General features: G+C 48.3%; 11 protein-coding genes. 7 read left to right on the plus strand and 4 right to left on the minus strand.

The genetic code is table 11. The features are described 5' to 3' along the window. Together ACFW2W_RS19520 and ACFW2W_RS19525 are read right to left on the minus strand one after the other, a co-directional pair. A partial coding sequence (locus tag ACFW2W_RS19520; protein WP_378181902.1) for a beta strand repeat-containing protein occupies positions 1-3,773 on the minus strand: 3,773 nt, incomplete at its 3' end. A 331-nt stretch (positions 3,774-4,104) separates the two neighbouring features. Then, the gene (locus ACFW2W_RS19525) at positions 4,105-4,938 is read right to left on the minus strand and encodes a COP23 domain-containing protein (RefSeq protein ID WP_378181905.1); all 834 of its coding nucleotides are present in this window, start codon (positions 4,936-4,938) and stop codon (positions 4,105-4,107) included. A 325-nt stretch (positions 4,939-5,263) separates the two neighbouring features. Between ACFW2W_RS19525 and crtR the strand changes: the two genes are divergently transcribed. After that, positions 5,264-6,166: a beta-carotene hydroxylase gene (gene crtR / locus ACFW2W_RS19530; RefSeq protein WP_378181908.1), complete on the plus strand. Its 903-nt coding sequence runs from the start codon at positions 5,264-5,266 to the stop codon at positions 6,164-6,166. Between the two features lie 56 nt (positions 6,167-6,222). On the opposite strand, the gene aroH is transcribed toward crtR, so the two are convergent. After that, positions 6,223-6,657 (minus strand): chorismate mutase, encoded by a 435-nt coding sequence (gene aroH, locus ACFW2W_RS19535; protein ID WP_378181911.1) that lies wholly within the window; start codon positions 6,655-6,657, stop codon positions 6,223-6,225. 79 nt (positions 6,658-6,736) lie between these two features. Then, positions 6,737-7,558: a signal peptide peptidase SppA gene (sppA, locus tag ACFW2W_RS19540; protein WP_378181914.1), complete on the minus strand. Its 822-nt coding sequence runs from the start codon at positions 7,556-7,558 to the stop codon at positions 6,737-6,739. Positions 7,559-8,025: 467 nt separating this feature from the next. Between sppA and ACFW2W_RS19545 the strand changes: the two genes are divergently transcribed. The 6 genes from ACFW2W_RS19545 to hemE all read left to right on the plus strand — a co-directional run bounded on the left by ACFW2W_RS19545 (position 8,026) and on the right by hemE (position 15,481). Further along, on the plus strand, positions 8,026-9,147 hold the full coding sequence (locus ACFW2W_RS19545) for a DMT family transporter (RefSeq protein WP_378181917.1): 1,122 nt from the start codon (positions 8,026-8,028) through the stop codon (positions 9,145-9,147). Between the two features lie 240 nt (positions 9,148-9,387). Then, positions 9,388-10,701, plus strand: a complete 1,314-nt coding sequence (locus ACFW2W_RS19550) for a HEAT repeat domain-containing protein (RefSeq protein ID WP_378181920.1) — start codon at positions 9,388-9,390, stop codon at positions 10,699-10,701. 75 nt (positions 10,702-10,776) lie between these two features. Continuing rightward, positions 10,777-11,835: a glycosyltransferase family 4 protein gene (locus ACFW2W_RS19555; protein WP_378181923.1), complete on the plus strand. Its 1,059-nt coding sequence runs from the start codon at positions 10,777-10,779 to the stop codon at positions 11,833-11,835. A gap of 16 nt (positions 11,836-11,851) precedes the next feature. Continuing rightward, positions 11,852-12,790, plus strand: coding sequence for an LD-carboxypeptidase (locus ACFW2W_RS19560; protein WP_378181962.1), 939 nt, complete (start codon positions 11,852-11,854; stop codon positions 12,788-12,790). A gap of 43 nt (positions 12,791-12,833) precedes the next feature. Next, complete coding sequence (locus ACFW2W_RS19565) at positions 12,834-14,156, plus strand: hypothetical protein (protein WP_378181925.1); 1,323 nt, start codon at positions 12,834-12,836, stop codon at positions 14,154-14,156. Positions 14,157-14,431: 275 nt separating this feature from the next. After that, positions 14,432-15,481, plus strand: a complete 1,050-nt coding sequence (gene hemE, locus ACFW2W_RS19570) for a uroporphyrinogen decarboxylase (protein ID WP_378181928.1) — start codon at positions 14,432-14,434, stop codon at positions 15,479-15,481. The last annotated feature ends 35 nt before the right edge of the window (positions 15,482-15,516 follow it).

Below are 15,516 nucleotides of genomic sequence, written 5' to 3' on the forward strand. Positions count from 1 at the left end.
TTAATCGTTCCCTGGTCACTGTAGAGGGAGATATCACCGCCATCGCCCTCGACTGACCAAGATTCCACGTTACCTGTGGTAATGTTGCCGAAAGCTTCTAGGGCGATCCATCCTCCGTAGCCTTGAGAGGAAGTTGCATCTAACGCGCCAGTTTGGATCGTTCCCTGGTCACTGTAAATAGAGATATTACCAGCATCTCCACTATTGGAGAAAGAGTTTAAGTCAGCGGTAGTAATATTGCCATTTGCATCAAATGCGATCGCGCCTCCGTCACCACCCACTGAATCTGATCGCACTTGTTGGGTGCCGATCGTTCCTGTATAGCTTGTCAGAGAAATCTCTCCCCCATCGCCATACCCGTTTGAAAAAGCATGAATATAGTTGGTAGTAATGTTGCTACCGGCGGTAAGGGTGATGTTCCCCGGAATGCCTGCATCCAGACCATAAGAGCCTGTGTTGAGAAGACCAGTGGTAATGTTACCCTTGGGGGCAAACAAGTTAATTGAACCCGCATCGTTAGTCTGAGAGTAGGAGAACAAATCTCCAATCTTGAGACTTCCCCCACTGCTAGTAACGGTGATATCACCCCCAATCCCAGAATCATAGGAGCGAGAATCTAAACTGCCCGTGGTAATGTTTCCATTGGCAAACAGGGTAATCTCTCCAGAAAAACCATAATCCGACCAAGTTTGCAAGCTTTTTGTTGTAATTTCTCCAAAAGCTGTCAGCGCGATCGCACCACCATCGCCGTCAAAAGTGGTCGCGTCCAAGATGCCAGTGTTAATGCTTCCTGCGTTACTGGAGAGGGAGATATCCCCGCCATCGCCTTCAACCGACCAAGATTTCAAGTCACCAGTGGTAAGATTGCCAAAAGCCGTCAGCGCGATCGCGCCGCCGTTATCGCTATAAGCGCTAGTATCAAGCTTGCCTGCACTGGTATTTATACTGCCGAGGAAGCTGGTTAGCGTAATCTGACGACCAGAATTGATAATATTGCCAGTCGTGATATTTTGGTTGGCTTGCAGGGTAAGCGTCGCGTTATCATCTCCGGCGAGTGTATAACCTGTCGTGGTTATAGAACCGGAACCTACAGGCGATCGTATGGTAACGGTATCGAAGAAGGTGGTGTTGCCAGCTAAAGTAATCGCACCACTGCTATCTGCCCTTCCGATGATGATTTGAGAAAACCCATTTTCTAAGAAATTGAGTTCGCTGGTGTTTAGATTTAAGCGGTTGTCGTTGACAGTCCCGCCAATGGTAATACCCAAACTGGAAGTCAGAGGCTGCAATTGAAGCGTACCGCTGCCCTTGATTTGCGGGGTGCCAGGATTTGTGGAGTCAATCAAATTAATTTCATTAGCGGCAAGAGTGATATGACCGCTACCCCCAATTCCAGTAGGATTAATGCCGCTGTCTTGTAAGAGAATCCCCGCTGCATCACTCGCACCAGTGCCATTTAGGGTAATCGCCCCTGTCCCAACGGATTCCACGACGCCTTCAGAGATAATGATAATCCCGTAGCTGTCGCTGCCCGTTCCCTTGACAGTGCCGGTTAGGTTAATATTTCCAGCTTGCGATCGCACTCTGCCGCTTGCATAAACAGCGGTTCCATCCTGACTCCCCACCCCAATACCGCTGGTGCCATTTAAGGTAAGATTCCCGCTGTTAGATTGGACAATGGTGCCACTACTGCCGATTGAAATGCCGTCATTGTTGAAACCCGTGCCGTTACTGGTGCCGGTTAGGGTAACGTTCCCCGTCCCAGTGGATTCAATTTTGCTAGCTGTAGATAGCTGAATTCCATGATTGGTAGCGCCAGTTCCGTTACCAATACCCTGAATATTAATATTTCCATTCACCGAACTCACCTTGGAGTTTTGGGTGATTTCTATGCCGTCATTTCCATTTGTCCCACTTCCAACTGAACCCGTCAGGGTAATGCTGCCCGTTCCAGTTGATTGCACTACACTGTTGTTTTGAATTGAAATCCCGTTGCTGGTATTAGTACCAACACCACTAAAAAATCCTGTACCCGTCAGGTTAATATTGCCGCCTTGGACATTAATAATGCTGTTGTTGAGCTGAATGCCATTAGTGTAGGTGGCATTTCCTCGACCAACTCCTGTAAGATTGCCGCCGTTTGTACTAATCGTGGCATTGGTAAGAGCGATCGCGCCGCTACCGTTGGCGTCATTATCAGCAAGAAGGTTCACATTCAACTTGCCACTACTGGAAGCGATCGCTCCATTTAGAATAATGTCGTTGTTAGCTTGTAAAGTAAGAGCGGCATCTCCCCCAGATGTCTTGCTAATAAAAGCATTGCTATTTTGAGTAATATTCCCAGCACCTGAAGAACCAGAAGCAGTTGCCGTGTCGAGGATGACGCTAGTGCCAGTATTTAGGGCAGCATTAATATTGGCAACATCCACCGTATTAGTACCAATCGCACCGCCGCCACTATTCACAATCGTGATATCGGTCGGGTCAATCAGCCAAGTACCACCGATCCCCTGAGGGGCACTTGCATCCGGCGTACTGGTGAGATTGAGAAACTGTTTGCTAGAAGTTTCAATCAACCCACCATTTCCAGAAAAAACGCCTCCTCGCGCCGTCAGTGTCCCGTAAATGCTGGCTGTATCATCTGCAAAGACAATGACTTTTCCACCATTGCCATATTGCAGTGCGTCGGCAGAAATCACCGAGTCGCTACTGACCAGTGTCTGTAAGGCATTTGGCACTTTACCTTGACCCTGATAATCACCGCCAATGAGTACCGCACCGCCGCCATTGGTGCCCGAAGCGTTGATATTGGCACTAATGACACTCGCTTGGTTCCCCAAGACATAGACGGTGCCGCCGGTTTGACCCGATACATTCAGGGTGCCAGAAGCAATGGCAGTACCCGGTTGTGTGCCAATCTCAGCACCAGAAGCGGTCAATCGTACCGTGCCATCGCTATTGACGGTTAATCCCGTGGCATTCGCAATATTTCCGCCCGTTAGCAGCGAAGGCAGGGATAGGGGAGAAAAGGGTAACGCAGCTGTTGCCGAGGTAGGTAGCGGTTGAATTTCTAAACTTAGCGGACTGCCGGGTAGACTCAGACGCACTAACTTCTCACCCGGTACACCTACTACAGCAATTTGCCCCCCAGTCGCCCTCATCTGCCCCGTAGTAACCGCCGTGCCTCCTAACAGGGTTAAATTTCCCGACTCTACTGCCAAATTCCCCGCATTGATAATGCTTCCTGGTTGAGGAGTGTTAAAAATAAACTGGCTGGGCGTTCCGACTAATGTAGCGTAGTCATTGGCACCAATTGCATTAAACCAATTATTGCCAAAACCGATACCCGTGGCAGTGGTGGCGGTAAATGAAGCCGGTACATTCAGACTGGCATGGGAACCAAAAATAATTCCCGCTGGATTCATCAAGAACAGGTTAGAATTTCCTCCCGTGACTTGGATTAAGCCATCGATATAAGAAGCATTCCCACCTGTGACGCGCCCTAAGATATTTTGAATACTAGGGCTAGAAAGGAAGTTAGCAATTTCCCCAGAATTTAGCCCTAGCTGCTCAAAGCTATGGAAAAGATTTGCTTTATCCTTTGAAAGCGAGCCGCCGCTAATGTTAAGGCGGTTCCCATCTGGGGTAACAATTGTGCCGGTGCCGTCAGCCGCTGGGATAATCGGCTGTGCTTGTACTGGTTGAAGCGGGTTAGCGATCGCTGTGAGTGAAAAAATTACCAGTAACAGCCTTATATTTCTAACGGCTGACATATTTACGCATTTGCCCTCTTGCCAATATCACTAAAGTAACATTGACGGATTCAAGTGTTGGGGATGCTGTTATTTGTTTTAGATTGGGATAGCGAACCGACAGGTCGGCGCTTCGCTATCGCCATCTGTAAATAAATAAAATTGTCAGGACTTACGCAAAGCTTATACATATAGAGTTTTGTAGGGGCAATCCCCCTGTGGTTGCCCCCAGATGTGATGATGTTGCGTAAGTCCTGATTGTCTGACACCCAGACCGCTCAATGTTGGGAAGCCAGACAATTTTGTATCTATTGATTGCGGGTTCGAGTCCCTCGTCACCCATCAACAGCTTTTAACGGAAGTTGCCAGGATTCAACCGAGGATTTGATCGCATAGGCACTCCGCCTCTCAGCTGGGTGCCAGTACCGCCGTCAGCTCGATCTAAGAAAGGTCGCAAGTTAACGCTTTGTGACCGACGACTGGAGCGATTCGTGCTACCGCCGAGGGAAGATAAGCCCAAGTTTAATAGATCGTTGAGCATCTGAGCATCTCGACCACCGACAAAGGTATTAACGCCCTCTGTCACCTGTCCGCTGTCAGCAATGCTAATGTTTTGGAAGACGCGATCGCGGATTAACTGCGGATTTTCACCGGGAGGGACAGTCAGCACAATCCGACAATCTGGATTTTTCTGAGTAGTGATGCAAACAACATTGTAGTTATTTTCTACCGATGCCCGCATTTCCTGAAGACCATCGGGTCGATAAGATTCTAATCGGCGACCAATTTCGTTACAACGTCTCTCAGCAGTCCAGCCACCCCCTAAAGGACTGGGATTTGCCCAGGCATAAGCTTGATCGGGTTGGCTCTTCGGGTGATACATCACCGTATACTTACTGTTCGTAAGCTGGCAGGTAAACCGTGGCTTGTTGGCAGTTGTACTATCCTCTGATTCCGTACCTGGGCTAGTCGTGGTAGATGGATTCCCAGACTCGGTGTCTACAACAACATCCTCGTCAGGGGTCTGAGTCGTTTCATCTTCTACCCCTGGCAGTTGCGCTTGCTGAACAGAACCCGCAAAGGCTCCACCGCTATTCACCAGAATCGCTACACTGACAGATAAAGCCATACTTTTGGCAACTAAGGACTTTGCTTCAGAAGCAAACTTGTACAGATGAGGTGACATATCAACAATCCTCCTAGTATATTTTTTGGCTATTGTTAGCATCATTTAAATTAAATGACCTAATTTCACAAATCTTTATAAAGTAGTCTTGGTATCGTATACTACGAAAGACCGACTCTAACTTCTGATTCCCTATAGGAATTAGGATGATAAGTCAGCCAAATAAACGATGTTTTTTGAACAATGTTTTTTGAAAAACGTCAATCAGTGGGTGCTGTTGCTCGTGTATCCAATGTTGCACAAGATACGCCCCTAGAGGCCATAGTGACGGGAAAACCGGATCGAAGTTCCCGTGAAACTTTTGAATCATAAAAAGGAGAAAACAATGTTGTTGGAGGCACAAAAGCCGCTGACAGTTCCAAGAGAATTCCTGGAATCGCCTGCGTCCCTAAGTCCAACGCTCCTGATGTTTCTAACAGCCGTAGCGATGGTTGTGCTATCAAACTTTGGTTATTGGCTCTGGGACTGGCCTCATTGGTGTTGTTTTATCACAAACACGATCGCCTTGCACATTTGTGGAACGGTGATTCACGATGCTTGTCATAATTCTGCCCATCGTAACCGAGTAATCAATGCCATCCTGGGACATGGCAGTGCGCTGATGTTAGTCTTTGCCTTCCCAGTATTTACCAGAGTTCATTTGCAGCATCATGCCCATGTAAATGACCCGGAAAACGATCCAGATCATTACGTTTCTACCGGCGGACCACTGTGGTTAATTCCGGTGCGTTTTTTGTACCACGAAATATTTTTCTTTAAACGGCAGCTGTGGCGAAAATATGAACTTTTGGAATGGTTTTTAAGCCGCTTGTTTGTTGCGACTATTTTCTATATCTCAATTCAGTATCACTTCTTAGGCTACATTCTCAATTTTTGGTTTATCCCTTCTGCCGTGGTGGGATTGGCACTGGGATTGTTTTTTGATTATCTGCCGCATCGCCCTCATCAAGAGCGCGATCGCTGGAAAAATGCCAGAGTTTACCCCAACCCCATGCTCAATTTGCTGATTATGGGGCAAAATTACCACCTCATTCATCATTTGTGGCCTTCCATTCCCTGGTATCACTACCAGAACGCCTATTACGCCACCAAGCCCCTGTTAGATGAAAAAGGCTGTTATCAAACTTTGGGAATCTGGCAAGGAAAAAATTTCTGGAGCTTTTTATATGACGTTTTTTTAGGCATCCGTTTTCACGGCAAATCGTCTAAAAAAATAGAAAATAGCTAATCAATGTCATTAGTGATGAGTCAAGCACTCTTGACTCATCACTAATGACAAAAATATTAGCGATGAAACGACTGAACTGCTGGCTGCGAGGATAAGCTAACCGGAGACAAACTCCAATCTGGTCTTAGGCTTTTAGCTCCCCGCAGATAAGGATGGTAAATTGGTGGGTGGGAAGCTGGCAAATTGACGTGAATTAAGAAGCGGATGCAACGCTCCAGTCCGCCCTCTACGTGCATTTGCTGGACATCGAGCAGAGGAACATTGTCCCAGTGGGGACGAGAGCGAGCGATCGCAGCGGGAAAGATCGCATCCAGATCCCGCGTCACCGAGAACGTGGCACTAATAATTAGATCGGGATGTAGTTGATTGTGTACTTCCAATTCATCGAGTAGTTCCGCTACCACTTCTCGAATCGCCTCAGCCGTGTTTTGTGAGGCAGTTGTTGCCCCGCGAATCGCTCGAACTCGCCACTCCACGCAAGCATCCTCCATTTTATTATTGGGATTTTGAATTTTAGATTTTGGATTTCAGAATCATTTAATCATCTATTATCTAAAATCTAAACTTCTACTAGGGTCGATAAAGCCACAACGGCTGACCACTGGTAGACAGTTCAAATTCTAACCAGTCTATCCCAGCTGATAGACCAGATGCCCCTTGAACCCGGCTCGATACCACGCGATTCCAGAAAGGTTTGCGTTCTTCCAGGGTGTAACACTTAGTTTTTTCGGGATCGAGACCGACCAGTTCCGCTGCCCAACGGCGGGCATCTTCCTCAGTACCGAGTCGGTCAACAATACCCAGTTCTAAAGCTTGTTGACCTGTGAAAATGCGACCATCGGCAAAACTTTTAACAGTTTCCGTCGTCAGCTTCCTTGCCTCAGCAACCGTTTGCACAAATTGCTGATAACTGATGTCAATCAAGTCTTGGAGAATATTCTTTTCCGGCTCGGTGAGTTCGCGGTCAAAAGCCAGAATATCTTTATAGGGACCGGATTTGATCACTTTGAAAGAAACGCCTATCTTTTCTAGCAAGCGCTCCAGGTTGTTTCCTCGTATAATCACGCCGATACTGCCGGTAATTGTGCCTGGATTGGCAACAATGTGTTCGGCTCCCATACCGATGTAGACTCCCCCAGATGCGGAGATATTGCCAAAGCTGGCAACAATTTTCACCTTTTTTTGCAGGCGATTAAGAGCTGCATAGATTTCTTGGGAATCCCCGACCGTACCACCAGGACTATCAATGCGTAGCAGTAAAGCTGGAAACTTTCGTTCTTCAACCGTTTTCAGGCTTTCTAGAACTTGTTTTCGGGTAGTACTGCCAATCGCACCAGTCACTTCAATCCGAGCAATTTGTTTACGAAACTTAGGCTGAAAAGGCCAGATCATGAGCAGGCAAGCAATGAATCGTGAATGAATGAGCGAATTAGAGAAGGAAGCAAATCCTGCAAACCAGTAAGTGTTTCCATAGAAATGCTGAGCCTTTCTCTAGTTTGCACGATCCGCATCGGTTTCGCTGGGTTGCCGGTGAAGCCTGAAGGCTTACCAGAAAGAAGGTTTTCCATAGCTCCCCGAATTTAACGGGTACTTACAGGTAAAAACTTACCCTTTTGTCGGCATCCCAACAATTTGCCAAAGCGCCTTAACAGAACTACATATTAAGTACAATTGAGGAAATAAACGCGCAACCAGCCAGAAAAAGAGCAAGAAACCGGAAAATTTTTAAGAAATCCGGTTGCGGCTAAGTTCTAAATTGTAGATTCTTGCTTGCACCTCCTAGAAGGGCAACTCGCGATGACTTGCCCCTTACAGAAGTGGTGACTTGGCTCTGTTATGTACGCCCACAAAGGACTTTTATGCAGCTAAAACTCACAGAATCCAAAATTCCGTTGGCACCCTTGCTGCTGATTGCCCCCTTTTTCTTGTGGGGAACGGCGATGGTAGCAATGAAGGGTGTTATCCCAAACACGACGCCCCTGTTTATGGCTGGTATCCGGTTGGTGCCTGCCGGGGTATTGGTATTGCTGGCTGCCTTTTTGATGGGGAAACCTCAACCCAAAGGCGTTCGGGCGTGGCTGTGGATTAGCTTGTTTGCCTTGGTTGATGGCGCTTTGTTTCAAGGCTTTTTAGCCTTTGGGTTAGTGCGAACGGGTGCGGGGTTGGGTTCGGTGATGATTGATTCTCAACCCCTGGCAGTGGCTTTGCTGTCGTGTTGGTTGTTTGGAGAAACGATTGGTGTGTGGGGCTGGCTGGGATTGGCATTAGGAGTGCTGGGGATTAGTTTGATTGGCTTGCCGGATGATTGGATTATCAATCTCTTACACGGCAGCGCGATCGCTGGCTCGTTTAGCTTCACGCACTTGTTTGAAAGTGGGGAATGGCTGATGCTGCTGGCGGCGCTGTCGATGGCTGTAGGAACGGTGCTGATTCGCTTCGTTTGCCAGTATGCCGATCCGGTGGTGGCGACTGGCTGGCACATGATTTTGGGCGGATTGCCTTTGTTTGCGCTCTCCCGATTGTGGGAATCCGACCAGTGGGTGCATCTGAATTCGGCTGGATGGATAGCGTTGAGCTACGCAGCCGTATTTGGCAGCGCGATCGCTTATGGTTTATTCTTCTACTTTGCCTCAACAAGCAATCTCACCAGTCTCAGTTCCCTCACCTTTTTGACACCCGTGTTTGCCCTCTTGTTTGGCAATCTGCTTTTGGCTGAAGTTCTCAGCCCTCTTCAATGGCTGGGAGTTAGTCTAACCCTTGTCAGTATCTATCTAATTAATCAGCGCCAGAAGATAGCCGAACAGCTGCGATCGCTAAGCGGGCGCTTCGGGCGACCCTCTACATCTGTGGAAACAAGGGTGACAGAAACAGAAAGCAAAACCGAGCAAATTTCCCTCTTAGAGCCATCCGAGCCATTACCCTATCAATCGCTGCCGATACCAGCGAAAGAAGCCGAAGCCGAGATTTGGCAAAATCAGTAGAAATGAATAGGATGACAGACAAGCTTTGCCGCTAAGATTGACTAGCAAGTTGAAACTTTCTGCTATGATCGGCGCAATATTCACACTTGCTCCCAGAGCCGCTCGCCCAAAAAATCTGGATGAAAAGCTCGCTAACTATTTAGAACTAATAACTTCATGCTGGTACTGGAAGCTAAGCAAAAAATTATTAGCAAAGGATCTTGTCTGGTTGTATTCACTTAGACAGGTTTCCCTACAACTATGCTCTACCGCTCCACATTGCTTCTAGTTACCTGGGTTATCTGTCTGGGCTTTACCCCCAGTTCCGGCAAGAATTCCACAAGATTGCCGCCAGCGATCGCTACTTCCGCCCCCAGTTTGCCCATCTCTCTAGAACTGGCTCAGGCGAGTTCCCCAGCCGCTAAAAACGATTTGCCCCTTCTCAAAGTAGGCTCTCAAGGCTTTGAAGTCGCAGAACTACAAAAGTCACTGAAGAGTTTGGGACACTACAACGGGCCAGTTGATGGCGTTTATGGGCGAACGACAGCAATTGCCGTCTCTAAATTTCAAACATCTGCCGGTTTAACGCCTGACGGAGTTGCTGGTTCCACGACTCAAGAGCGCCTTCAGGCAGCCGAAGCCGCCAAATCACACAGCCCTCCCACCCCAAAACCCCAGGCGGCTAAACCGAGTTCTGGGGCGAATCGGCTCTGGTGGTTATTAGGCTTAGCGGCAGCATCTGCTGGGGTAGGGTTAGGAGTTTACTTCTTACTGAAATGGTTAGGAAATCTCAACAGGGAGGAGGAGCCGGAGTCTGGAGCTGAGGAACTATCGGATGAAAGAAGCTACGAAGACCCTGAAGATGCCAATCATCCCACAGACATCCATACTCACTCGATAGAAAACGAAAATGGCAATAACGGCTATCATGCCTCTGCTTTAACCCTTTCAGAAACCAGCAATTTAGAAAAAAGCAATTTAGACGAGAGAAAAACCCCACAAAAGCCGACAGAAGCGGTGAGCGTTGCAAAGCCGTTAGCGCATCTGCAAAGCAACGAGGCAAAAGCAGTGGAAGAAACCACTCGCCTCCCCAAAATTGACATTGTTAATGAATTAATTAAAGATTTACAGGGAGCCGATCCTACAAAACGCCGCAAAGCGATCTGGGAGCTGGCACAATGCGGCGACTCAAGAGCAGTTCAGCCATTGGTGGATCTGATGCTCGACTCGGATTCTCAGCAGCGCGGCTTAATCTTAGAGGCTTTGTCGCAAATTGGCACCCGCACCCTCAAACCCATGAACCGGGCACTCGCTATCTCGTTGCAAGATGAAAACGCTGATGTTCGCAAAAATGCAATTCGGGATTTGACGAGAATTTATGACACGATCGGTCAAGTCAGCCAGTTATTGCGTCACGCTGCTGAAGATCGGGATTCCGAGGTTCAGGAAACAGCGCGGTGGGCGATAGGGCAGTTAAATCGGCTTCGCTTGAATCCTGGCATTGATAATAATTTGCCAGCTTTACCAAATTCTCCGAATTCCTCTAATAATCCGCCAGAGGAATCAGAGAAGTGATAAGTCAGCGTCTTTACAAGTAAAAGTTCATCGTTAATCATCTAGAGTCAAAAGTTGTCCATCTTGCATCGTCCATTGAAACTGTTGTTGCTCTCAACCTCGGTGGGCGCTCTCGGCACGGGGTTGGGGGGTGGCGTAGAACTAACGCTGCTTAACGTTGCCCAAGAGATGCTCCGGCGGGGACATACCCTAAAAATTGTGGCTCCCCAAGGGTCTGTGCTAGGAGATATCCCAATTGTCGAGATGGCTGGAGAACTCCAGACAACGGCTCAGACTCAAGGACGGAGTGCCCCGATTGTCATGCCGGAGAATTCGGTGCTGGGCAATATGTGGGATTATGCGCGGCAAGTCCAAGCTGACTACGATCTGATTTTCAACATTGCCTATGATTGGCTACCGTTCTATCTAACGCCATTTTTTAACCGAGCGATCGCTCATTTCGTTAGTATGGGTTCTCTCTCGGCAGCGATGGATCGCATCGTGGAACAGATTGCCGTCCAGTTTCCCGGTACGGTTGGCGTCTACACATTGACACAGGCAGAAACTTTTCCCAGTCCGTCGCAATATCGGATTCTCGGAAGTGGTCTGGATTTATCGCTTTATCAATTTTGCAAGGAACCTTCCTCCGGCTTGGCTTGGGTGGGTCGGATTGCCCCAGAAAAAGGTCTAGAAGATGCCGTCGCCGCTGCCAAAATTACCGGGATTCCCCTAAAAATTCTCGGCAAAATGCAAGATGACGCATATTGGGGGCAAATTTGTCAAGATTATCCGGATGCTCCTGTAGAATATGCGGGATTTTTCTCAACATCCGAACTGCAACAGCATCTGGGCAAGTGTCGGGCGTTGTTGATGACGCCTCGTTGGGTGGAAGCGTTTGGCAATGTGGTGATTGAGGCGCTTGCTTGTGGAGTGCCAGTCATTTCTTATTCCAGAGGGGGTCCCACTGAAATTATTCAGGATGGGAAGACGGGCTTTTTGGTGGAACCGGATAGCGTGGAGGGGTTGGTAGAGGCAATTGGACGCATAGATAAAATTGACCGCTATACTTGCCGCCAACAAGCCGAAGCAGAATATTCCCTGGAAGCATTGGGCGATCGCATGGAAGAATGGTTTCGGGATATCTTGCATCATTAAAAATTAAACCAGAAGAATTTTGGATTTTTCCTCAAGCCAACTACCACCGCCTTTGCAAACTGGCGATTTGCTGCGAGTCATTGCTCCCAGTGGTGCCTTGCGAGAACGGGAAGCGTTCCACAAAGGTGTGGAAATATGGCGGCGGCGCGGCTATCAAGTCGAAATTAGCAGCGGTGTTGAGGAACGATGGGGCTACCTTGCGGGTACCGATGAAAGCCGCCGTCAACACCTGGCAGACGCTTGGAAAAACCCTGAATGTAAAGGCATTCTCTGTGCCAGAGGCGGTTACGGTAGCGCCCGCTTACTAGAAGATTGGTCTTGGCAGGGTGGGAAACAGAAAATAGTAGATTTTTCACACAGCACTCCCAAGTGGCTAATTGGCTTTTCTGATGCCACTGGCTTGCTGTGGAGCCTCGGTAAAGTTGGCATTGCAGGCGTTCATGGCCCCTTGCTAACTACCCTGGCAGCGGAGCCAGAGTGGTCGATTCAGCGGCTTTTTGACTGCGTAGAAGGTCGTCCCCTGGAACCCTTGCAAGGAGTCGGCTGGGGCGGCGGTAAGGTCAGCGGCATCTTAATACCCGGCAATCTGACCGTAGCTACGCATTTTCTCAACACGCCCGTACAACCCCAGCTAGCGGGCGTCATTCTCGCGTTGGAAGATGTGACTGAGGCTCCCTACCGGATTGACAGACTGTTAACGCATTGGCGGATGACAGGTGCTTTTGAGAACATCAAAGGCATTGCCTTGGGGCGCTTTAGTCGCTGCGAGGCTCCACCGAACATTTCTAGCTTAACGGTGGAAGAAGTATTGCGCGATCGCTTAGGACATCTTGGCATTCCCATTGTCTCCGATCTTCCCTTTGGTCACGATGGCCCTAATGCAGCTTTACCTTTAGGAATCCCCGCTCAGTTAGATGCAGATCGCGGCAGTTTGAGTTTATCCTCTACCCAGTAAGAATCCTTAGGCGCTTCTAGATTGCATCAGTTGAGCAGGCATTTTGAACCGGCTTGAAAAGTTTGAGGTGCCTGTGCGCTGGGAACTATGGATGGATATCATCTGTCCACACAGAAGGAAGCAGTTCTTGTTTGTAGGGTCTACCATGATGGGTCGTAAGTTTGTCAATACGGTTGCGGCGAGTGTCGCGATCGCTGGGATGATGTTTACAGGGATTTCTGATATCGCTGGAGCAGCAACCGCACTAAAAAATGGTGAAAATGTTAATGGGTTCATCCGTACCAACTCTCCCAGCTTCACCTTTAAAAACCTATCTCTAAGGGGTACTCCTGTCCAGAGAGCGTATGGTGAAGAATTCCTGATTAACGCCAAGCAAGGCGATGCAATCGTTGCCGCTGTTGATGTAGAAGACGGTAGTACTCTTTTGCCTATCCTAGTTCTAGTTTCCTCACAGAGTGGGGCGCAGGTTGCCTACGATGACCGTTCGGGTTTGCTGCGGTATCGAGTACCGAAGACTGGAGAATATAAACTTCGCGTGTTGGGTAAGAACAACACTAGGGGGAGGTACACGCTTTCAATTTCCGGGATTAGCCAGACGACAACTTCTCAAAATCCACCGGCTCAAACTCCCTCCGGTCAAAAAGATGCGCGACAAAAATTTCTAGAAGATGAATATGGATTGAGAGTGTTAGAAAACTGTCCGGCGGTAAGGAGTAATGTTGTTGTTGTCACCTTCCCCGAATACGGTCAAACCTATACCTACTGCGCCAATCCTAACCGCAATATTAAGGCAGGCGAATATCGGTATGACGTTAGCAGCAATGAGATCAAGCTTGGGGGTGCTGTTGCCCAAAATCCACCGGCTCAAACCCCGGCTCAAACAGATCCCCGGAAACAAGTTCTGCTCAATGAGTATGGGTTGAGGGTTCTGGATACCTGTCCTGAAGTAAAAACTTCTTTAGTCGTGGTCACGTTTACCGAATACGGTCAAACGTACAATTACTGTGCCAATCCCAACCGCCTTGTCAAAGCCGGAGAGTACACCTTTGACATTAGCAGTGGTGACTTAAAGCCGAAAACAACGACTGCCCAAAATCCTGCTCAACCTACAGCTAACGATCAAAGAAGCCAACTGCTGCGAAATGAGTATGGCTTGACGGTTTTGGATAGCTGTCCTCCGACAAGGAATTCTTTGGTGGTAGTGAACTTTACCGAAGCGGGTCAAACGTACACTTACTGCGCCAAGCCCAACCGCGTTTTCAAGGCGGGAGAATACACCTATAACCCCACCACTCGCGACTTAGAAACGGCTAAGAAACCGACGCGATGCACCGTTGAAATTAGTGGCATCTGCATTGTCAAATAACATCAACAGGTAGTTAAAAAAGCCCGCAGCAGAGAAACCCGGTTGATTCAACAAGCCGGGTTTTTCGCGTGTAGGATGGCACTTGGCAAGCTGACTACTGCTAGGGAGACGGAGATTCCGCGTCTCTAGCAGTTGATACCCTATCTGGAGGAGTTTAGAGTGGAATGCCTCTCTTGCGGGCAAACTCACAGAAGCGATCGCAAAACCAAACAAGGGGAATCCGACAATGATAAGCTAAACAAATGCCTTTAAAAAAGTCTTTAGGTGAAGTGTAGATGACCGTTGCAACCCAAGTTCCGTATCTGCTGAGGGCAGCTCGTGGTGAAGTTTTAGACCGTCCGCCAGTGTGGATGATGCGGCAAGCGGGTAGATATATGAAAGCTTATCGAGATTTAAGAGATAAGTATCCTGCGTTCCGCGATCGCTCGGAAAAAGTAGAACTGGCAATCGAAATCTCCCTGCAACCGTTTCGCGCCTTTGAGCCAGATGGGGTAATTTTATTTTCTGATATTTTAACTCCGTTGCCGGGACTCGGCATTCCCTTTGATATCATCGAAAGCCGAGGGCCAGTAATCGATCCGCCCATCCGCAGCCAGGAGCAAATTGATAAACTGCATCCTCTAGAACCTGGGGAATCTCTGCCTTTTATCCGGGAAATTTTGCAAACATTGCGGCAAGAAGTCGGCAATAAAGCAACTGTCTTGGGTTTTGTGGGTGCCCCTTGGACGCTGGCAGCGTATGCGATTGAGGGCAAAAGCTCGAAAGACTACGCAATTATTAAGAGTATGGCTTTTTCAGAGCCAACGATGCTGCATCAATTTTTGGGTAAATTGGCGGATGCGATCGCGACCTACGTCCGCTACCAAATTGATAGCGGTGCCCAAGTCGTTCAAATGTTCGATTCTTGGGCAGGGCAACTAAGTCCTCAAGATTACGAGACATTTGCCCTACCGTATCAGCAGCAAGTTTTCAAACAGGTAAAAGCGACTCATCCGGATACTCCCCTGATTCTGTACATCAATGGCAGTGCAGGCATTCTGGAGAGGATGGCACAATCCGGCGCGGATATCGTCAGCGTAGATTGGACGGTGGACATGGCAGAGGCAAGGACAAGACTTGGCTCAAACATCGGTGTACAGGGAAATATGGACCCGTGTGCCTTATTTGGCTCAAAAGAGTTCATCCGCGATCGCATTTATGACACGATTCGCAAAGCCGGAAACAAAGGTCATATCATGAATCTCGGTCATGGTGTTTTACCCAGTACCCCGGAAGAAAACGTGGCTTTCTTCTTTGAAACTGCCAAATCAGTCAAAAATCATTAGTCATTGGTCATTAGACTAAAGACCGATCATTCTTG

It is taken from the genome of Coleofasciculus sp. H7-2 (assembly GCF_042747725.1).
GTDB lineage: Bacteria > Cyanobacteriota > Cyanobacteriia > Cyanobacteriales > FACHB-T130 > FACHB-T130.